The organism is Providencia sp. PROV205 (assembly GCF_028479505.1).
Taxonomy (GTDB): domain Bacteria; phylum Pseudomonadota; class Gammaproteobacteria; order Enterobacterales; family Enterobacteriaceae; genus Providencia; species Providencia huaxiensis.
In genome coordinates, this window is sequence record NZ_JAMPNU010000018.1 from 135787 (window position 1) to 156745 (window position 20959).

General features: G+C 40.9%; 16 protein-coding genes and 1 pseudogene. 11 read left to right on the forward strand and 6 right to left on the reverse strand.

Features of this window, described 5'->3' with window-relative positions; all coding sequences use genetic code 11:
* The first annotated feature begins 132 nt into the window (after nucleotides 1-132).
* Nucleotides 133-1017 (forward strand): DUF362 domain-containing protein, encoded by an 885-nt coding sequence (locus tag PR800_RS11475; protein ID WP_102138542.1) that lies wholly within the window; start codon nucleotides 133-135, stop codon nucleotides 1015-1017.
* Nucleotides 1018-1060: 43 nt separating this feature from the next.
* Here PR800_RS11475 and PR800_RS11480 read toward each other — a convergent pair whose 3' ends face one another.
* Complete coding sequence (locus tag PR800_RS11480) at nucleotides 1061-1939, reverse strand: alpha/beta fold hydrolase (RefSeq protein WP_166267413.1); 879 nt, start codon at nucleotides 1937-1939, stop codon at nucleotides 1061-1063.
* A gap of 242 nt (nucleotides 1940-2181) precedes the next feature.
* Here PR800_RS11480 and PR800_RS11485 point away from each other — a divergent pair, with 242 nt between their 5' ends.
* Nucleotides 2182-2718: a metallophosphoesterase family protein gene (locus PR800_RS11485; RefSeq protein ID WP_102138544.1), complete on the forward strand. Its 537-nt coding sequence runs from the start codon at nucleotides 2182-2184 to the stop codon at nucleotides 2716-2718.
* On the opposite strand, the gene PR800_RS11490 is transcribed toward PR800_RS11485, so the two are convergent.
* The 3 genes from PR800_RS11490 to PR800_RS11500 all read right to left on the reverse strand — a co-directional run bounded on the left by PR800_RS11490 (nucleotide 2715) and on the right by PR800_RS11500 (nucleotide 4840).
* Entirely contained in the window at nucleotides 2715-3344 is a 630-nt protein-coding gene (locus PR800_RS11490) for a helix-turn-helix transcriptional regulator (RefSeq protein WP_102138545.1), read from the reverse strand. The two genes, PR800_RS11485 and PR800_RS11490, sit on opposite strands and share 4 nt — an antisense overlap.
* Before the next feature lie 98 nt (nucleotides 3345-3442).
* Nucleotides 3443-4408 (reverse strand): threo-3-hydroxy-L-aspartate ammonia-lyase, encoded by a 966-nt coding sequence (locus PR800_RS11495; RefSeq protein WP_125894729.1) that lies wholly within the window; start codon nucleotides 4406-4408, stop codon nucleotides 3443-3445.
* Nucleotides 4409-4435: 27 nt separating this feature from the next.
* Complete coding sequence (locus PR800_RS11500) at nucleotides 4436-4840, reverse strand: RidA family protein (protein WP_210848071.1); 405 nt, start codon at nucleotides 4838-4840, stop codon at nucleotides 4436-4438.
* Nucleotides 4841-5196: 356 nt separating this feature from the next.
* On the opposite strand from PR800_RS11500, the gene PR800_RS11505 reads away from it, so the two are divergent.
* The 5 genes and pseudogenes from PR800_RS11505 (at nucleotide 5197) to PR800_RS11525 (ending at nucleotide 15911) form a co-directional block, all read left to right on the forward strand.
* Nucleotides 5197-8931, forward strand: a complete 3735-nt coding sequence (locus tag PR800_RS11505; RefSeq protein WP_272530852.1) for a DUF4132 domain-containing protein — start codon at nucleotides 5197-5199, stop codon at nucleotides 8929-8931.
* A 24-nt stretch (nucleotides 8932-8955) separates the two neighbouring features.
* The gene (locus PR800_RS11510) at nucleotides 8956-10065 is read left to right on the forward strand and encodes an ATP-binding protein (protein WP_102138548.1); all 1110 of its coding nucleotides are present in this window, start codon (nucleotides 8956-8958) and stop codon (nucleotides 10063-10065) included.
* Between the two features lie 106 nt (nucleotides 10066-10171).
* Nucleotides 10172-12718: a DUF5682 family protein gene (locus PR800_RS11515; RefSeq protein ID WP_272530854.1), complete on the forward strand. Its 2547-nt coding sequence runs from the start codon at nucleotides 10172-10174 to the stop codon at nucleotides 12716-12718.
* Nucleotides 12718-13872, forward strand: a pseudogene (locus PR800_RS11520) (VWA domain-containing protein). Before PR800_RS11515 ends, PR800_RS11520 begins: the two are co-directional and overlap by 1 nt.
* A complete protein-coding gene (locus PR800_RS11525; protein WP_239978958.1) occupies nucleotides 13869-15911 on the forward strand; it encodes an SWIM zinc finger family protein in 2043 nt (680 codons plus the stop codon). Before PR800_RS11520 ends, PR800_RS11525 begins: the two are co-directional and overlap by 4 nt.
* Nucleotides 15912-15957: 46 nt before the next feature.
* On the opposite strand, the gene PR800_RS11530 is transcribed toward PR800_RS11525, so the two are convergent.
* Nucleotides 15958-16452, reverse strand: coding sequence for a MarR family winged helix-turn-helix transcriptional regulator (locus PR800_RS11530; protein WP_239978959.1), 495 nt, complete (start codon nucleotides 16450-16452; stop codon nucleotides 15958-15960).
* Nucleotides 16453-16536: 84 nt separating this feature from the next.
* Between PR800_RS11530 and PR800_RS11535 the strand changes: the two genes are divergently transcribed.
* The 4 genes from PR800_RS11535 to PR800_RS11550 all read left to right on the forward strand — a co-directional run bounded on the left by PR800_RS11535 (nucleotide 16537) and on the right by PR800_RS11550 (nucleotide 20274).
* The gene (locus tag PR800_RS11535; protein WP_239978960.1) at nucleotides 16537-17409 is read left to right on the forward strand and encodes an EamA family transporter; all 873 of its coding nucleotides are present in this window, start codon (nucleotides 16537-16539) and stop codon (nucleotides 17407-17409) included.
* Nucleotides 17410-17560: 151 nt separating this feature from the next.
* A complete protein-coding gene (alkB, locus tag PR800_RS11540; protein ID WP_272530858.1) occupies nucleotides 17561-18196 on the forward strand; it encodes a DNA oxidative demethylase AlkB in 636 nt (211 codons plus the stop codon).
* A 194-nt stretch (nucleotides 18197-18390) separates the two neighbouring features.
* Nucleotides 18391-19416, forward strand: a complete 1026-nt coding sequence (locus PR800_RS11545; protein WP_272530860.1) for a threonine aldolase family protein — start codon at nucleotides 18391-18393, stop codon at nucleotides 19414-19416.
* Between the two features lie 102 nt (nucleotides 19417-19518).
* Nucleotides 19519-20274, forward strand: a complete 756-nt coding sequence (locus PR800_RS11550) for a DUF4184 family protein (RefSeq protein ID WP_239978963.1) — start codon at nucleotides 19519-19521, stop codon at nucleotides 20272-20274.
* Here the strand turns inward: PR800_RS11550 and PR800_RS11555 are convergent.
* Nucleotides 20271-20858: a TetR/AcrR family transcriptional regulator gene (locus PR800_RS11555; protein ID WP_195698711.1), complete on the reverse strand. Its 588-nt coding sequence runs from the start codon at nucleotides 20856-20858 to the stop codon at nucleotides 20271-20273. The genes PR800_RS11550 and PR800_RS11555 overlap by 4 nt on opposite strands.
* Between the last annotated feature and the right edge of the window lie 101 nt (nucleotides 20859-20959).

A 20959-nucleotide genomic window follows, 5' to 3' on the forward strand; every position in this document is an offset into this window, starting at 1 on the left:
TAGCCCAAATCATCTTTATCTACAAAGTGTTGTACTAAAATAGTTTTAAAATTGATGCTAGAATTTAACGATTAAATGTAGCAAGTTATTTAAAATATATTATTTTTTGTTGTAACGGGAGAGTATATAGCAATGAGACGTTTTATTAGTTTAGAGCTGCCTCCTGAACCCATAATTAATGGTCAGTGCGTAAGGAAACGCCTGAAAAATAGCATCTGTGATAATTGTGCCACCAGTTGTCCCGTCGGTGCGGTATCGTTTAGCCATATGAATGCAGAAATTAATAATGAACTGTGTTTCCAATGCGGTAATTGTTTATTTGCTTGCCCTGTAGATGCTATTGAAAATATCAACCCTCATGAACGTAGTTATCAAGGGGAGTTTCTGATAGTAAACCATGACGAGCCTATTGCGAATGCGGATGAACTGATTGTTTGGCACCGGCAATATGGTATTCGTGGGATGCAAATTGCTGAACCGTGGGTTGATAAATGGTTGCCAACGATAGCGGCATTAAACTTAAAACTCAAAGCGTTACAAGAACCTATTTGGCAATTGCGTATTGTTCAGCCGGAACAAGTTGATAGTGGCCGCCGTATGATGCTATTTCGTCAAAAATTAGATTCGAAACCTTTGGATAAGGGGCAGGTAAAAACTGGGCTTAATGCGAGAAAGCAATTTTACCCTGAAGATAGCTGGTTTAAAGTCGAGCTAGACACGGAAAAATGCATTCTTTGTGGTGCTTGTGCCAAAATGTGTGATGAACATGCGATAGAAATTGAAAATAACCAATTTTTAATAGATGAAAAACGCTGTACGGGTTGCATGAGCTGCCAAGTCGTTTGTTTTCCTAAATCTATTCATGTACAAACCTATACAGCTAAAAATAACGTGCCAAAAATTTTCCATTATTATGATGCGCAGTGCCATACTTGCCACTTACCCTTTTCTTCTTGGGAAGAAAATACCCATATTTGCCCAATTTGTGCACAGCATAAGAAACAAGGGTGGCTATAATGGTGACTAAGGCTCATTTTTAGAGCCTTATCATGCTAACCTATTAATTTAAATGATTAATTACCAGTTTTGCGATTAGTGGATTAATCATTGGTGGCGTTTCGTGGCCCATACCTTCAATAACTTCCAATTTTGCGTTAGGAATATTGTCAGCAATATCTTGCCCTGCGGCTAAAGGGAAGAGCGGGTCGATTGAACCATGAATAACCAACGTTGGTACGTTAATTTGCTGAATATAAGGACGCAGATCTCCGGTAACGGCAACCGCAACAATTTGGCGTTTAGTGCCTTCGGGTGAATGATTACGTGCGAGCGATTGCAGTATATATTCACGGTAATAACTTTCATCAAATGGGCCGAATGTTGAGCTGATCCGGCAATAAAATGCGAGTTGTCCTGATAAATATCCTTCTAAATCCTCTTTTGGGTTAGCACTTGGGCTCATCAACATTTGCATTACATCGGGAGCACTTTGTGGCAGCGCTGGGTTCCCTGTTGATGACATGATTGTGCAAAGAGAGAGTGTACGTTCAGGGAATTTCGCTGCTACTATTTGCGCTATCATTCCGCCCATAGAACGTCCAATAAAGTGAGCTTTATCAATAGATAATGTATCCAATAGATGGATAATATCCTCAGCCATCTCGAATAAAGTATAAGGAATAGTGAAAGGCTCACCTTTTTGCATTTTTTCAACCAATTCCCCTAAATTAATAGATGGAAACTCATTGATATGATGAGATAAACCCGCATCACGGTTATCTATACGTAAGAGATAAAAACCGGCATCTGCAATCTCCTGACAAAAATCGGAGGTCCAGCTAATGTTATGGCCACCTAAACCAGGAATAAGGACAATTGCAGGGTTATCTGGTGTTCCAAATGAGTCATAAAAAAGTGGAGCTGAATTAGTTTTGGTCATTTTTCTTCCGGGATCGTTATTAATGAATAGTGCTATTTATATGCCGTAGTTTCGTTGTAATTGCGAGCCATAAAAATTGGCAATGATTACCTTTGATATAATTGAAATATACCATGGCAACGCAATATAAGTCTGTTTTTCAGCCAATTCCGTAAAGCAATTAAAAATCATTGAGATATGATAAGTAGTAAGCAAATCGTTTGCTTGAGTAGAATAATTATTAATATATTTTTAGGTTTTATATGATTTACTTTATTTCAGATACCCATTTTTGTCATTCGAACATTATTAACCTATGTGATCGCCCATTTAAAAGCACCAGTCACATGAATGATACATTAATTCATAACTGGAATGCGTATGTTACTGATCATGATGAGATTTACATACTCGGTGATTTTTTATACAAGGGCAATGGTGCGGATGCCAATAAAATATTACGCCGTTTAGCAGGGAAAAAATATTTGATCCGCGGCAACCATGATAAATTTTTAGACGACCCCGAATTTGACCAATCGTTATTTGAATGGGTTAAAAGCTATCATGAGTTGGAATATCAAAAACAAAAATTAGTGTTATTCCATTACCCAATACTAGAATGGCAAGGTTTCTTCCGTGACGCGATTCACTTATATGGACATGTTCATAATTCAGGTAAAGACCCCGAGCAGTTTAAGCGTTTAGCGGTATTAGGGCCCCGGGCTATTAATGTTGGTGTGGATGTGAATAATTTTTTCCCTATTAGTATTAAACAGATATTAAAAAAGGCAAATAGTTAACTTTCTTTTTTTGCATACAAATAAACTGAAGCTCTTGATACGCCTAAGTGTTGTGCCACTGTTTCCATAGATTTTTTGATATCTAACAGGCCTTCATTGCGCAGCACTTCAATTAAGTTTTTTCTTTCGTCTGCTTTCAATGTCCGAGGTGTCGCTGCTAAGGTTGCTGCATATTGGTCGATACGCATGCGAATGGCTTCCGCACCATTAGGCTCAATATGCTCTTTTATTGGGCTATTTCCCACATCTATAAACTGCGACAGCATACTTTGCATGCCTCTAAACAACGTCATATCCAGATTTAAACACAATGCTGCGATATATTGCCCTGACTCATCTTTAATGCCAATCGACGTACTTTTTACAGGGCGCCCATCAGAAAATTGGTTGGTATAATTGGCGATGATGTTCGGAAAATCTGCAGATTCAATTCTTGCATGACCGAGTTCAGTAGTCGGTTCACCAACTTGGCGACCAGATAAGTTATTATGAATCGAAAGGATTGAGTGTTCTGGGTTTTTAAGGTCGTGTACAACGACTTCACAAAAAGGCGCAAATGTTTCACTAAGGCCTTTTGCAATAATTTCAACTTGAGCCAGTAATGAATTATCTTTTTGATCTGACATGTCATTTCCCTTCATCTATCAAGCGATAATAGTTAATTTTAACCTATTTTCAGTGTTGCTAATAGATGAAGGGCGGTGAACATTATGAAACCCATTCTCTATGATACTAATTGTGCAAAGTGCTGAATATCGACATTGCCTCCACTGACAATGATCCCCACACGCTTACCTTGAAACAACTCTTTGTGGGCAAGGGCGGCAGCATAGGACAAGCAACCTGTTGGCTCCACGATAATTTTCATTCGTTCAGCATAAAACTTCATGCGGTCAATAAGTTGTTCATCAGTTACAGTGAAAATATCATCAACCTTATTTTTGATAACTGCAAAGGTGTAGTTACCTAGATGTTGGGTTTGCGCACCGTCTGCGATGGTTTTCGGCGTATCAATGTGCACAATTTCCCCTCGACGAAATGATTGTTGTGCATCATTGCCCGCTAAAGGTTCTACCCCATAAATTTGGCAATTAGGGGATAACTCTCTGGTTGCAATGGCACACCCAGAAAGTAAGCCTCCGCCACCTAAGCATACAAACAGGGCATCTAATTCACCCACTTCTTCAATCAGCTCTTTTGCTGCTGTCCCTTGGCCAGCGATGATATCAGGGTGGTCATAAGGAGGAATAATCGTTAACCCTTGTTCCGTTGCGAGTTGTTGGCAAAGTACTTCTCTGTCTTCTTTGTAGCGATCAAAACGGATAACGGTAGCACCGTAACCTTGCGTAGCGGCAACTTTCACGGCAGGTGCATCATTAGGCATTAGAATGGTGGCTGGAATGTGCAGAAGTTGTGCTGCTAAAGCGATGCCTTGCGCATGGTTACCAGAAGAAAATGCAATAACACCGGCTTTTTTCTGCTCAGGGCTTAATAAACTTAACGCATTAAAGGCCCCACGAAATTTAAAAGCCCCCATGCGTTGGAAGTTTTCGCATTTAAAAAACAGCTCACCACCAAATTCTTTATTTGCGGTTGTTGAAGTAAGAACAGGGGTTTTATGCGCAAAACCCGCAATACGTTGTGCTGCTGCTTTCACATCTTGATAAGTCGGTAGTATTAATTCTGACATGATATAACCCCAATGAATAATAAGTCGTTAAACAGAAACTGCAATCGCTTCAATTTCTAAGGCTGCGCCAAAATGAAGTTCAGAAACGCCTGCAACAGCACGGGCTGGGCGGTGCTCTCCTATCCACTTAGCATATATCTGGTTGAATAACGGCCAGTTTTCCATATTTGCTATATAAACTCGGACTTGAACCAAATGCGTTTTATCGCAATTAACGGAACTTAAGCATGCTTGTAAATTAGCAAGTACAAGGGAGGCTTGTTCTTGGAATGACACGTTCGTAATGGCATTACCGAGTTTATCAACGGGCAATTGCCCTGAGATAAAAACCAGTCCATTTGCAGTAACGCAGTGTGAATAATGCCCTTTTGGGGCAATGAGTGTTGGTGCATTGACACATTCAATATTCACACTCTCAATAAGTTGACTCATATCGACCTCTCGATAAAAAACCATTAACTGGATTTTTAGTCTAATCCTAGACTATCTGTTTAGTCAATGCTTTTTTAGAGAATAAATTTGGTGTAAATAGCAACAAATTGTTATTGGAGTGTCCATCAACATGGCAAAAAGAAAAATATAAATATAAGCGAGTTAATCAAATGATTTATTGGGGAAAAGGTAATTATTAAGCGTAAATTCATCACTATATTCCTATAGGCAGAATTTAAAGTGGCAAGGCGGACTAGGTGATATATCCTAATTGAAAATGATTAAGAATAATCAAATTGTGACGATATCATTAAAATGATAAGAAGTTGTTATATAAATACTTTTAGGGATATCAGATGGCAAAGTTCACATTTAATCTTCTTTCAATTTTTGGGAAAAAAGAATTACCCGTTGCAGAACAATATTTACAAGAAGCGCTTTTGCCTTTGTCAGTACTAGATGAAGCATTGCCTAAAACTGTTTTAGAGTATGTGTTAGATGGAAAATCGCCAGAAGTATTGGTTCAATTAAGCCAATTGGATAACGAAAAAGCCGTTATTTTACTCGATAAACCCGGTACCGTAGATTGGTGGTGGGGAGGAAATAGCTTTAACTCGAGTCAATATAATAAATTAATTCGCCAAGGGGCAAATGCAAGACATAAGTTATATTCAAAAGTGGGTGATGGGATTACTTCGTCGCAAATCGCTCGTTTTGCAAAAGTTTTAGCTGCAGCATGTCAAGATATTAATATCAAAGTATTAACGCCTGAATTACCGTCATGGGTGAGTTATTTAATGGGCGATGCCTTTGCAAAAACCTATGATAATTCGCGGGATACCAAGTTAGAACATCGAAAACATTGGCATTTTGACTTACTAACGGAAATTATCGAACAAGAGACAGATAAACCGGCTAACACCATTTTATATGTCATTTTCGATCGGCACCATTTATCCGATTACCATTATGATAACTTAAGTCGGCTCTTTGCTATCCCTGGTTTCAAAGCGTATTTAACTGCAGAGCAAGCGTTTATTAAGCAGACATTAGTGAATCATTTATCTGCTGCTGGGCAAATTCAATTAGTCAATACGTTGAAGAAAGATGTTGACCTTTATACGCTTTTTGCTGACGTATTAGTTTCTTTTGCCACCAGCTCGTTAAAGACTGTGCGTGCAGCTGCGGAACCTACAATGGCAATTTTACCTGCACAATCGGTCACGCAACATTTAACCCAAATTTTAACAGAAGGGACGCCCAAACAGCGTACTCAAGCCGCAGATTTATTTGCTCGAATAGGTGAACATCGAGAGATATTAGAAGCTGCATTAACAACAGAAACGAATAAAACCGTCCTGAAAAGTATTGAAAGTGCGATTTCGAGATTTTCAGTGATGGATACAGCTAGCCAGGTTGAAGAAGCCGAGTTACCTGAATTCGTTGAATTAGAAGATACACCGCTGCCTGAAAGTGCAAAAGATATTTTAGTTAATAATTTCAATGAAATGCTGCAAAAAGCAAAAGAAAATGCAGAAAATGAAATTGAAGAAAATAAACAACAGAAGCACAGCTACAATTGGGCACAACGCCATTACAAAGAATTCCAAAAGCTTAATGCACAAGCTTGTTGCAAAGTGATTGATAAACTAAATTCAGGTAAGGAAATTATTACTGACCATGAATATAGCGTGGTGAAATTTAAAGAACGTATTACTAACTTGCCTGAATTTACGTTATTCCATGCATTACGTCTGATCAGCCATAACCGCACAAATGAAGAGCATCTATCCCATTACCATCTTACTCGAGAAGTTCCACCAAGAATTCTTGGGCAAATTGAATTGCGCCAATTAGAAAAAACGTTAACACAATGCCATTTTAATAATGCAACACGGTTAATTGCAGACCTTTGCTTACGCTCATATGCCAATGGGTTAGCCATTTTTAACCAGCCAGCACAAGTTTGGCCGTTTTTTATTCAACACCCAGATTTTATTGCAGAAGCATTGGGTTTAATTCCTCAACAAGAAAAGCAACGTCATTACCAAGAATATGATGCGGCGAGTGGAATTGATGTACTTGCCATGCTGCCGACCATTCCCGCGCGATTCATTCCGCGTATTATGGAGTTGGCTCTTGGGGAAAATAAAACTCATCGTCTGAGTGCGCAGAAACTACTAGAGACATTACCGAATATTCACCTTAATGCGGCTGAGGGGTTAGATTCAGGTAAGCAAGAAATTCGTGTTACCGCAATTGAATGGTTGGCACGATTAAAAAGCCCTGATTCATTGAAACCACTTTATGCATTGTTAAAGAAAGAAAAACGCGAAGTGGTGCGGGCTGCCTTATTAACCGCTCTGGAACAATTTGGGGAAGATATTTCCGGTTACCTTGCGCCTAAAGTGTTATTAACAGAAGCGCAAAAAGGGCTAAAAGCGAAAGCGCCTGCCAGTATGGCGTGGTTTAACTTAGATACGTTGCCTGCATTAACTTGGCAAAATAATAAACCCGTAGAAGCCGATATTATTCGCTGGTGGGTGATCTTGGCCGTTAAATTAAAAATGCCAGCAGGTAATGGGTTATTGCAACGTTATATTGGCTTACTTTCAGTCGATAGCCAAAAGAAACTCGGCAGTTTTATTTTAAATAGTTTTATCGGGCAGGACATTGCTGGGCCGTCATTAGAAATGGCAATGGCGGAAGCAGAACGCGATGCGCCAAAGCGCTTAGCTAATTATCAAGATTGGGTGAAACGTTGGCCTGAATATTATAGCCAATATGAAAACTACACGTTAGAGCAGACGTTTAATGAGATAAAAAATGAAGTACTGCGCCGTTATTTAGGTTCCGCTATTAGTGATAAAGGGATGTTAGCACTGATTTGTGGTATTGAAGGGCACCTTGCCGTGACTACATTGCGTAATTATATGCGTGACCACTACCAACGGCGTGCACAAATTGAAGCTATGATTGATGCGGTGGCGACAAGCAATGACCCACTCATCATTCAATTATTATTGTCACTTTCTCGCCGTTATCGTACCGCGTCAGTTCAAGAAAAAGCGCGCGGATTGGTTGCTCAGATTGCCGAGCGTAATGGTTGGAGCGCAGATGAACTTGCGGATAGAACAATACCAACAGCGGGAATGGGTGAAACCGGTATTTTGGCACTTGAATACGGTGACCGCACGTTTACTGCGAAACTGGATGCACAGCAAAAATTAGTTTTGTTTAATCCAGAAGGTAAAGAAATCAAAGCATTACCTGCTGCACGCAAAACAGACAATGAAGAGTTGGCTAAAGAGTCTAAAAAGTTATTCACTGCGAGTAAAAAAGAGCTCAAACAAGTGATTGAACTACAAACCGCACGTTTGTATGAAGCGATGTGTGCAGAGCGCCTTTGGACAACCGCAGACTGGCAGGAATATATTCAAGCACACCCGGTGATGCGTGGCCTTATTGAAAAACTAGTTTGGATAGAAACCAAAGACAACAATATTCTGAATGTATTTCGTCCATCGGACGATGGCAGTTTATTAAATTTAGATGATGATGAAGTCACTCTATCTACTGATTCTTATATCAAATTAGCCCATGCAGCATTGGTCAGTGAAGATGAACGGAAAGCCTGGATAGCACACTTTAAAGATTACAAAGTGAAATTTTTATTTTCGCAAATGGAGCATAAAATCCCTGATTTGGATCTGAAATTAACCGAAATTGAAGACCGCAAAGGGTGGCTAACCGATACCTACACCTTGCGTGGCGTCTTGACAAAAATGGGTTACCAGCGCGGGCAGGCGGAAGATGGTGGGAGCTTTACCCACTATGCAAAACATTTCGCCAGTTTAGGTTTTTATGTCTATATCGAATTTAGTGGCAGTTATGTGCCAGAGGAAAATATCCCAGCCGTTTTGTATTCATTAAGCTTTGAGAAATCACAACAAAGCTCATGGAACCGCAGCTATATCGAGTTAAAAGATATCCCGCCTATTTTGTTAGCTGAAAGCTATGCGGATTATTTAAAAGTTGCGGATGCGTGTGCAGGTTTTGATCCTGAGTGGGAAAAGAAAACACCTTGGTAAGCGGGTTTAACGTAGGATTTTGGAATGACTAAAAATAAAACAACACAAGGGAATGTTCTGCGTGAAAGCGCAGAAGTTCGTTTTGCCGATGAATTGGCACGTTTAACCGAAGCAGATAAACAGAACCCGAAACCACAAGGGTGGTTGCGATCGCCTCGTGCCGTTAGGCAATTTATCTTAGGTGATGGATCACTCAATATTTCTGCAAAATTTTTCGGTGATGATGCTTTAGTTGACCGCGCAATTGTGACGTTATTAGGAAAACAAGGACTAATGTTAGTGGGGGAACCCGGAACAGCGAAATCCATGTTATCGGAGTTATTAGCTGCTGCAATTAGTGGTGACTCAGGTTTAACCATTCAAGGAACCGCAGGTACAACTGAAGATCATATTAAATATTCGTGGAACTATGCTTTGCTACTAGCAGAAGGCCCGACGGAAAAGGCTCTGGTGAGTTCACCGTTATACCAAGGCATGCAAGAAGGTAAAATCGTTCGTTTTGAAGAGATAACCCGCTGCCCACCTGAAATTCAAGATGTGCTGGTCAGTTTAATGTCAGAAAAGCAAATGATGATCCCGGAAATGAAAGACAATGCACGGATCAGCGCGAAGCAAGGTTTTAATTTGATTGGTACAGCGAACTTGCGTGATCGCGGTGTTCATGAAATGTCATCAGCACTAAAACGCCGATTTAATTTTGAAACTGTGCGGCCAATCCAAGACCCCGCCTTTGAAATTGAACTGATTAATAAGCAATTAACCACAGAGTTAGCCGACCTCAACGGCCTAGTGACTATCCCTAGCAACGTTATTGAACTGTTAGTCACCACCTTTCAAGAGTTGCGTTCAGGGAATACCAAAGATGGGGGCAATATTAAAACCCCAGATGCGGTGATGTCGACAGCTGAGGCCGTGAATATTGCTTATGCATGTGCGCTTGAAGCCCATTACTTAGGCGATGGTACGCTCAATGCAGGGGCCGTTGCACGGCAGCTTATTGGTGTGGTGTTAAAAGATAACCCTGATGATATCAAACGGATGCGTTATTACATTGATAATGTCGCGAGAGAAAGGGCAAAACACAGCCAAGAGTGGAAAGCCTTTTTTGATGCATCAAGGGCATTTTGGCAATAAATTTTTTATCACAATGGCAGAGCCGTGAGGGCTCTGCTAATTCGTCTTCATGATAACTAAATCAGCAAAAGGCCATTTAAGGCGAATAACCCTTAGGGAAACAGCGGTGAGCTTGCTATCGATACCTTTACCAGAACGCATTGAAAAAGCATTACAAGATAGGCGACAACTTGAGTCAGTGGGTATTTATTTTGCGCCAATTCGTCATCATAGCCCTGCGTGTGCATACAGCACACTGTCTTTGATTGAGCACATAAAACCCGATTACGTTTTAATTGAAGGGCCTGATAGTTTTAATGGGCTACTGACCAGTTTGCTACATCATGATACTCAGCCACCTGTCGCTATTATGGCGCAAACAGAGTTAAAAACCACACAGGAGGATGATAAAAGTGACGCCGTCACTCGCTCTGCCTATTTTCCTTTTTGTGAATATTCCCCGGAATGGCAAGCTTTGCACATAGGCCAGCAATACCAAGCCCAATTACGTTTTATTGATTTACCATGGTCAGCACAAGTTAATGAAGATGAAGCCAATGATCTGCAATCTCAAAGTTTGCAGAAAGAGCGCTACTTAGCACATAGCTTGTTTATTAGCCAGCTTGCGAAAAAAAGTGGTTGCCGTGACCATGATGAATTATGGGAACAGATTTTTGAATTACGAGCAATTGAACAGCTCGCAGATTGGCCAGCCTTTTTTATGGATAGCTTTATTTGGTGTGCTCTGGCACGACTTGATTATGAACCCCAAGTCCTTGAGTCAGAAGGTTCCATACAGCGTGAGCAATATATGCAGTCGCATATCCAAACCATTAAAGCCCAACATCCGGAAGCTAAAATTGTCGTGGTAACGGGGGGATTCCATACCCTTGCGCTACTTGAAGGGTTGGAAGAAGTGCGCAAACAGCAGTTTAAGCTTTCTGCGGCACAACAAAAAGCGTTTATCCAACAGCAAAAACTGGGCGAACAAGACAAGGCTTGGTTTATTCGCTATAGCTATGACAAACTCGATGCATTGAATGGCTATGCATCAGGGATGCCTTCCCCCGCATTTTACCAGCAGTCGTGGTTGTCATTATTAGAGCAACGCCAAGCCCAGATGGCAGGCGACAATCAACCTACACAAGCTTATCGAAATCGTTTAGGTGTTGCCTATCTGTCTAAAGTTGCGCATGTCTTACGTGAAAAGCAATTTGAAGCCGCTCCTGGCTTTCTATCGGTTAAATTGGCCGCAGAGCAAAGCATTCGTCTTGCCGCCTTTCGTGGGCATGCAGGCCCTGGGCGCTATGATCTGTTAGATGGGTTACAAAGTGTTTTTATCAAAGGTAGCTTAGATGAAAGCCAAATTGAGCTTTGGCAGGAAATAAAAACCTGTTTCTCTGGCTTTTTACTCGGGAAAATCCCCAAAGGGACAGCAACGCCTCCGCTGGTCACTGAAACTTATGAAATCGCAAAAAGTTTTCGTTTCAAACTTGATGACACCTTAAGTAAGGTGAGTCGCTTAGATGTCTATCGTAATCAACAACATCGTGCGCGTAGCCGATTCCTGCATTTATTAGCATTTCTCGATATCCATTTTGCTAAGCATCTATCTGGGCCAAACTTTTTTTCTGGTAACCAAATGGATTTATTGTTTGAAGAATGGCAATACGCGTGGACGCCCAATGTTGAAGGGGAATTAATTGCCTTATCAGAACAAGGAACGCAATTAAAAGCTATTGCCCTAAACCGTTTGTTTGAAATGGAGAAAAACCTAGAACAGCAAGGTGTTAGTCGTTCAAGCCAAAGTGCGGTCGGGTTACTCATGCAAGCAGCATTGATTGGGTTGCATCAACGGATGCCGGCATTATTTTCCTTGTTAGATGGTTATATTCAACAGGATACAAAGTTTGCGTCATTGATTGCGTGTGGTCATAAACTTGTTCATCTGTGGCGGGGTCGCCAATTCTTTGATATTGACGATGGTTTTGCTATCGAAGCACGTTTAGATGCCTTGTTGCAACAAGCGTTTTATTGCTTTGCACAAATTACGCAGGGGGATGAACAGCAGCAAGAATCCCATTTTTCAGCCTTGCTTTCTTGTCGTGAATTAATCACTTTCATGCCTGAAATCAATAAAAATCATGATTATGCCATTGATTTTTATCAGGAATTAGATCGCTGTCAAGGTCAATTAAACCATACGCCACTTTTAAAAGGTGCGGTGGATGCTTTGCGCTATCTCGGGGCAAAAATAGATGAATCCGTTCTAACAGAAGAGATTAAGCGTGCGTTCAGCTCCGGTAGTGATCCTGAAATGGCCATTGGCTATTTTATTGGTGTGATGCGAACCGCACCCGAGTTAGTCTTACGCATACCATTACTCATTGATATGTTAAATCAGTTACTTAGTGAATGGGATGAAGGGCGTTTTATTCAAGTATTACCCGATTTACGGTTTGCATTTAGCCAATTAACGCCTAAACAAAATGCACAAATGGCACAATATGTGGCACAAGACTTAGCGATTGAGGCAAAAGAACTCACACTGCACCAAACAGAGTTTAATGAGCAACAAATGATGCAAGTTATTCAACTCGAACAACAATTACAAAGCCAGCTCACTGAATTAGGGTTACAAAGTTGGTTTGCTCGCGCTCAGGAAGGTAAATAATGAGTCAAAAAAATGTCACATTAACCCCTGAACAACTTCTACTGGCTAAGCGCTGGCGTTTAATACTCGGGCAATATGCCGATAACGCACTTGGCCAAGCTACCTTCAGTGCTGAAGAGTTGAAAATAGAACGTTCTTTGGACTTTTTGTATCGAAGATAATACCAACGTCGAGGCTTAAAGCAAGAAACTGGACGTCATGGTTCTTTAGATGCTTCCCAATTGACCGCGGTTAATTGGTTAAACCAAGCCCGTAAATTGTTTCCTAATAGTACCTTTGAGCGGATGCAATCTCAGGCTTTAGAACGTTATGAGATCAGTAGTTTGTTAAAGGACCCACAAGCGCTAAATGCCATGGAGCCGACAAAGTCCCTCGCAAAAGCGTTGTTAAGCCTACGCGGGAAGATGAATGAAGAAACCCGTGATGCCGTTAAAAATATTATACGCAAAGTCGTGGATGATATTCTAAGTCAAATACGTAACCAATTTCGCCACGCACTAACAGGACGACGTAACCGCTTTCAACGTTCACTGGTCCCAAACAGCCGTAATTTTGATTGGCGAGGGACGATTGCCGCTAATTTGAAAAACTACGATAAACAAAATCAACGGTTAGTGATAAAAACACCTCATTTTAATTCTCGTCAACAACAACATTTACCGTGGGATGTGATCCTGTGTGTTGACCAAAGTGGCTCGATGGCGAGTTCTATTATGTATGCGGCCGTGTGCGCGAGTATCTTAGCGGCATTACCGACTGTACGCGTGTCTTTGGTCGTTTTTGATACTCAAGTTGTTGATTTAAGCCACCTTGCACAAGATCCTGTTGAAGTGTTAATGACCGTGCAATTGGGTGGCGGAACGGATATCGCTAAAGCGATGCAATATTGTGAAAGTTTGATACGTAACCCAAAACGCACTGTGATTAGCTTAATCAGCGATTTTGAAGAGGGTGGCGCGCTGAATCATTTGCTCAATTGCACACAACGTTTGCATAGCCAACAAGTGAAGTTGTTAGGTTTAGCCGCGTTGGATGATGAAGCACTTCCCGTTTATGATCCTGAAATTGCCCAAAAACTCGCTGATAGAGGGATGCATGTTGCTGCATTAACCCCGGAACATTTTGCTCAATGGTTAGCGGAGGTCATGCAATGAGTTGGAAAAACAGTTATTTACAGTATGACGACGATGCATTAGCCGTATTTGCGAATGTGGGGTTACTGAGACGTGCCCGCAAAGATGTTGAAAACCAAAAGGTTAACCCAACAGACTTAGACGCTGGCACATTCACGAGTGATGGCCAAAACGTTTCTTTAGATGCGCAAGGGATCCAAAAAGCCACTTGTGATTGCCCCGCAACAGAGTGTTGTAAACACATTTTGGCGGCAGTTTTGTGGGTACAGTCGAATGCAATCACAGAAATTGATCCAGCGGAGCCGATAGCCAGTGAAACGGTGTTAAGTGAATTATTAGCATTGTTACCAGAAAGCTTGATCAAACAAGCAACTAAGCCTGATATGCGTTTAGCGTTTAGATTTATACAGGAGTGGCAAGAAAAAGAATTGGTTTGTGAAGCGCAATCCAACCAGTTAAAAATTAGTCTGCCAGAATATGATGAGCCAATTATTTATATGCGTAATAGTGGCTTACAGGGCATGATTTCATCTCTACCCGAAAAACAAAAAAATGCGGTTCATCTCGCTATTATTGCAAAATTGAAGCTTCAGCATGGCCAAGATTGGCATTGGCCAGAAGAGCTAACCGCAGGTCAAGTGCATCAACAGGGACTTAGCCAAGACGATAAAGTGGTGATGGGTTCCATCGAACAATTTATTCAGGATATGTTACGGCAAGGACTGTCACATATTAGCCAAAGCAGTGCTAGCCAGTTGCAATTACTGAATATGTCAGCACGAGCAGAAGGGCTGCCTCGCTTAGCTAATGATATGAGACGCCTTAGCCAACAGGTTAAGCGCTTAGCTGACAAACATTTTACGATGGATGAAGGGCAAGTTTTGCGGTTAATTGCCGAGATATCAGCTTATTTGTACCAATTATCAGTAGCAAATGAACATCAGCTTATTGAACTCAAAGGGTTACAAAGACGGCAGTATAGCGATAAATCCATAGAATTTGATTTATTGCCTATTGATGCAAACTGGTGGAAAACCGAGAGTGGTGCGATTGGGGCTACATTGAGTTTCTGGGATCGGCAAAATAAAAAAATCATTCAATGCACGCAAGGTCGTAGTAATAGCCTTGACCCAACGTTTAATCGACAAAATGTTTGGCAAACACTGGCGTTATGGAAACATACAGCCGAAAGTTTGATGAAAACCCCCTTTAAATTGCATTCACCGCGGTTATCAGAGGAAGGTAAATTATCAGCCACTGGCGAAAGCTATGCGGTTAGCACTAAAGAAAAGGGGGTAACAACCAATGATTACCTTAACATTAAAGCTGAATTTGGTTATACCGATTGGCAGCTGGCGGCTAATGAATTGCCAACACTCACACAAGACAATCGGTTTTCCCCGGTTTTATTGCATATTGATGACTATGAGCCGCTCTATTGGGATGAAACAGAACAATGTGTCTTATGGGCGGTGACTGACGCACAACAAAATCGGGCATTTTTACGGTTAAACTGGCAAGGGAGTGATGACCATAAAATTGAAGAATTGCGGTTTATTACGAAACAGCAATGGCCAATTTGTGCTGTGGCGGTGCAGGTAAGTCATTCGCAAGAGGCGATCCAGTTGGTACCCAAAACGCTATGGTTAAAAAAGGAACACGGTATTGAGTTGTTCTACTTAGACTTTGAAAGTACACCACGTAAGAAACAACGTTCAGGCTTTTTTAATAAAATTATCGAATATATGGCGAAAAAACAGCAAAAAAGCCAAGTTTTTGTGCCTGAATTAACGTTGGCTAGCCAACTTGTTCGGCCAATACTTTCAGTACTGGAAACTCAAGCGTGTACAGGAAGGCAATGTTTATCCCAAACCCAACAAAATGAAATTGCGTATGTTATTAGAACGCTAGAGGATTTGGGGGCTCTTTGGTTGGCTAATCAATTCAAACCATTGATTGCCTCCAGTGACTTACAACCCCAAGTACTATTACAGTTAGTCTATTTATGTGACCGTTTTGAAAGGTTACAAATGCCATTGCCTTTTCAATTTAATCAATAACATAAGAGGGAGTAAGATCACTCCCTCATTATGCATCAACAGTGTGTTACTTCTCATTAGACTCAAATGACGCTAAGAATGTCCGCAGTAACTGATCTAATGCTTGTTGCTCTTTTTGCGATAATTTAGCAACGAGGCGGGCTTGGTTTTGTGTATGTGCTTCAATAAGTTGGTTGATTAGCGTTAAGCCTTCGGTTGTTAATGAAACCAAAAAACCGCGGCCGTCATCAGGGTTGGCATGGCGGCTAACTAAACCGATTTTTTCCAATTGGTCTATTCGGTTGGTCATCGTCCCCGATGTGACCATCAACGTCGATAGCATTTCCCCCGGGCTCAGCGTATAAGGGGCTCCTGCTCGGCGCAATGTCGCAAGCACATCGAAGCTTGAACGGTTAAGGCCAAATTGTGTGAAGACCTTTTCCATTTCACGAGTTAAGTGAAACGCGACGTTACCCAACCGGCCAATTAACCCCATTGGGCTAATATCGAGGTCAGGGCGTTCTCTTTCCCACTGTTGAGTGATTTTATCTATTCTATCCATAGGCAAATAATGGCGGTTATTTATCTTGACGTCAAGGTAAAATGCACATATCTTGACGTCAAGATAAACTGAAAGAGCAGAAATATGAATCGACTAACGGTTTTAGGGTTGACGGCATTAGCACCGATTGTGTGGGGAAGTACATACTTAGTGACAACAGAAATGTTACCCGCAGGGATACCATTAACATTGGCGGTATTGCGCGCTTTACCTGCAGGGTTGCTATTGATACTCGTGCTACGAAAACTACCCGAGGGTATTTGGTGGTTACGTGTGGTGGTATTAGGTGTTTTAAATTTTTCTCTATTTTGGTGGTTATTGTTTATTGCTGCGTATCGCTTACCTGGTGGTGTGGCTGCAACGGTTGGCGCTGTACAGCCATTAATTGTTTTATTTTTAAGTCGTTGGTTGTTAAATAACCGTTTATCACCAGTTTCTATTATGGCATCAATTGCAGGGGTATTCGGGGTGGCGATATTGCTTTTAACACCGAATGCCGCTTTAGATCCGCTAGGCATTATTGCAGGGTTAGCCGGCGCATTTTCAATGGCGGCGGGAACGGTATTAAGCCGCCGCTGGCAGCCACCCGTCAGTGCTTTAACCTTTACTTCATGGCAATTAACTGCGGGAGGGCTAGTTTTATTACCCTTTGCCATTGTGTTTGAGCCAGCTTTACCAGCGTTGAGCTCATTAAATTTAATTGGATTGGGGTATCTAACGCTTATTGGTGGAGCATTAACTTATGCCTTATGGTTCCGTGGGCTTGCAATACTAGGCCCAAGTTCAGTTGCGTCTCTTGGGTTTTTAAGCCCTGTGAGTGCAGTAGTTTTGGGGTGGTTTTATCTCAACCAACAACTTAGCACCTTGCAATTTATTGGTATGATTGTCATTTTACTCAGCGTGTGGGCGAGCCAACGAGCGGAAACAAGAAAAGTGATTTTAACTTATCAACGTTAAAGTAAGCTCTGTAGGTTCCTCATTGCCTATAAGTTGTTCATTGCCTGTAAGTTGTTCATTGAATGTAAGTTGTTAATGAATGCAATGAGCAACTTTTCCCTGTGTTAATATTCATTAGAGTATTCATGCGGTCTATAAATAAGTGGCTAATATGTTATTTCCTGATGAAGATAATACGGTGCAAATTGCACCCGAAGCTTTTTTACTCAAAGGGTTTTTACTGGGGCAAAGTGATACACTATTGCAGTCATTAAACAACGTTATTGCTGCTAACCCATTAAGGCACATGGCAACCCCAAATGGCTATCAAATGTCTGCAGCAATGACTAACTGTGGTGAGTGGGGCTGGGTAAGCGATGAGAAGGGATACCGCTATCGTAGGCGTGACCCTGTCACTAATGAACTATGGCAACCTATGCCTATTCCATTTGTTCAATTGGCAATTTCTGCAGCGAGCACCGCTGGCTTCGATCATTTTATCCCTGATGCCTGCTTAATTAACCGATATGCAGTTAGCGCTGCAATGTCATTGCACCAAGACAAAGACGAAGCCGATTTTACTCATCCAATTGTTTCTTTTTCTTTAGGGCTACCCACAATATTTGATTTTGGTGGGGCAACCCGAGATGCGCCTAAAATCGCTGTTTATTTAGAACATGGGGATGTCTTGGTATGGGGCGGTCGGTCACGGTTAAATTATCATGGAGTACGTCGTATTAAATCAGGTGTACACCCGTTGTTAGGGCCTTACCGCTATAACTTGACGTTTAGGCGTTCTCAACCTTAAATTCGCCTTTTACAATATTCCGATTTATCAATTAAATAGACCATGAATGACTTAATATTTCATCTCAGTAGATTAAATAATACTAATCGTTAAATTTAGTATTTATATAGAAAAAATATCATTGAATAATAAATTGGATACACCTATAAATGATGATTATAAATTAATATAACTAGGTATTGGTAGGTAAGTGAATGTATAGCTTTTTAAATGATTATAATGAGATAGCTCACCCTGCAGTTATGCAGACTTTAAATGATTTATCAGGGAAACGTTTCAAAGGTTATGGCACTGATGAGGTTTGTAGCAGGGTCACGGCTCAAATTAGATTAAGAATTGGCCAACCTAGTGCAGATGTTCATTTCTTTAATGGCGGTACAATTACTAACCTGACAACGATTTCCCATGTATTACGACCTCACCAAGCGGTGATCACCGTGGAGAGTGGCCATATCGCAGTCCACGAAACGGGGGCAATTGAAGCGACAGGCCATAAAGTCATTACCATTGACTCACCATCAGGTAAATTAACCCCCGCACATATTACTAAAGTGTTATCTGAGCATGGTGATGAACATACTGTCCAGCCTAAGCTTGTTTATATCAGTAATTCAACCGAAATTGGCACTGTTTACCGTAAACAAGAGCTAGTTGCGCTACGCGAGATTTGTGACGCTCATAACTTACTGTTATTTATGGATGGTGCTCGCTTGTCTTCTGGTTTAATGTCGAAATATAGTGATTTAACCATTGAAGATGTCGCGAAATTGACCGACATTTTTTATATCGGTGGAACGAAAATAGGCGCATTAACTGGGGAGATCTTAGTGATTGTAAACCCCGCATTGCAATCAGATTTCCGTTTTAGTATTAAGCAAAAAGGTGGGTTACAAGCAAAAGGTTGGCTACTCGCTGCCCAGTTCGAGCCACTGTTTAATGATGATTTGTATTTTAAGTTGGGAAGCCACCTTAATGAGATGGCATCACAATTAGCTTCATTTTTTACCAAAAAGGGCTTCCAGTTTCTTGCGCCTGTAGAATCAAACCAAGTTTTTGTTATTTTTCCCAATGCATTGGCGAATAAATTATTAACGCACTACCAGTTAAGCTTAATTTGTAAGCCGACACCGGAAACCACCTGTATTCGCTTTTGTACCTCATGGTCAACAACTCAGCAAGATGTAGACAAATTAAAGCAGACTTTCCAAGCTTTACTTTAGGTAATTATCATCCCAATAAATATTTCCGATATTTCGCCTATATTTATTGGGTTTTATTTATCATGATGGCGGCATATTGATGACGTTAATGAGCAATTTGCCATGCCTTGGACTTTTTCCCATCCTGCGGTTGTTTTTCCGATTAAACAAAGTCGATTTGGGCGCTTTTTAAGCTTGCCTGCTTTAATTTTAGGCAGCTTAAGCCCAGATCTATTTTATTCAATGATGTGGTACTCGGCAGCGACTACGGCTCATGACTTGATAGGCTGGTTATATACTGGCTTACCATTATGTTTACTCATCACTATTTTTGTACAAAAAAGTGCTTTTTTTCTCCACTATGCTGTGCCATTTCCCCTAAAAAGCAGAAGTGTAAGCTCACTTCGACAATTTTGTATTGTCGTGCTTTCTTTTTATATTGGTGCCGCAAGCCATATTATCTGGGATGCTTTTACTCATCAGTCGGGGGCTTTTGTTCGGCACGCTGAGTTTTTGCAGCTTGTCGTATTTAACATGACGGATAGCCAAGAAATTGCTATTTATAAATTACTACAACACCTTGGCTCTTTATTGGGGGCGTTGTACTTGTTGATAAAATACAAGCAGTTCTACCGTCGGCAATCTGCAGTTCAGCAGCTACGGTATGCGAAAAAGTTAATGGTATTGCTCAAGATTGCCATTATTTCAGCGTGTGTTTCCTTACCATTTGCTTATAATTTAGCCATGAAAGGGGATGTGCTTAGTTTTAATCGCTTTGTATATTTAGAACTGACACTGCTAGTGCCTGTTTTTTTTACAGCAAGTATATTGTTTGCACTGATAAAATATCAGCGCCAGCGAAAGGCAATGCAGAGTTAGCCTTTCGTGAGTAATAGCCCTGATAACATGATATCGATGGCAGCGATACTTTTCTTTAATCGCTGTTGGCTATCACCTTGTGAAATCCAATAGGCCGCTTCAGCGAGACCTCCATTAATCAAAAAAGCCAATGCGTGGGTATCAATATCTTTAATAATGTCTTTTTTGGCGAGCTCATAGAGTAAACGTTCAATCTGTTCGGTACATTGCAAGTTTGATTTAGCTAAGAAATCGCCTAATACGGCTTTCGCGTCACGCAAAATAATTTGTTGATATTCGGGCTCTAATGCCATTTCTAAGTAAGCATGACAGCGCTGACAAAAACTGTTCCATAGGTCTTCAGTATGGTGAGTAATTGCTTGTAAACGTGCATTCATTTGTGAGTCGATTTGCTCAACAACGGCAGTAAATAAGCCTTGTTTGTCGCCAAAGTGGTGGTAAAGGGCACCACGTGTGAGATTGACACTTGCTGCAACTTCATCCATTGAAGTTTCTGCATAACCAAGCCGGCTAAAGTGCTCTCGCGCTGTAGTTAGCAAATTCGCACGTGTTTCTGCCATTTGCGCTTGTGTTCTTCTTGCCATAAAAACTCTCTTACATACAGGGCGTATAATTATTTACATTCAATGTGTATGATTATATCATAATTATACATACACAAGGTATGTATAATTAAATTTCATAT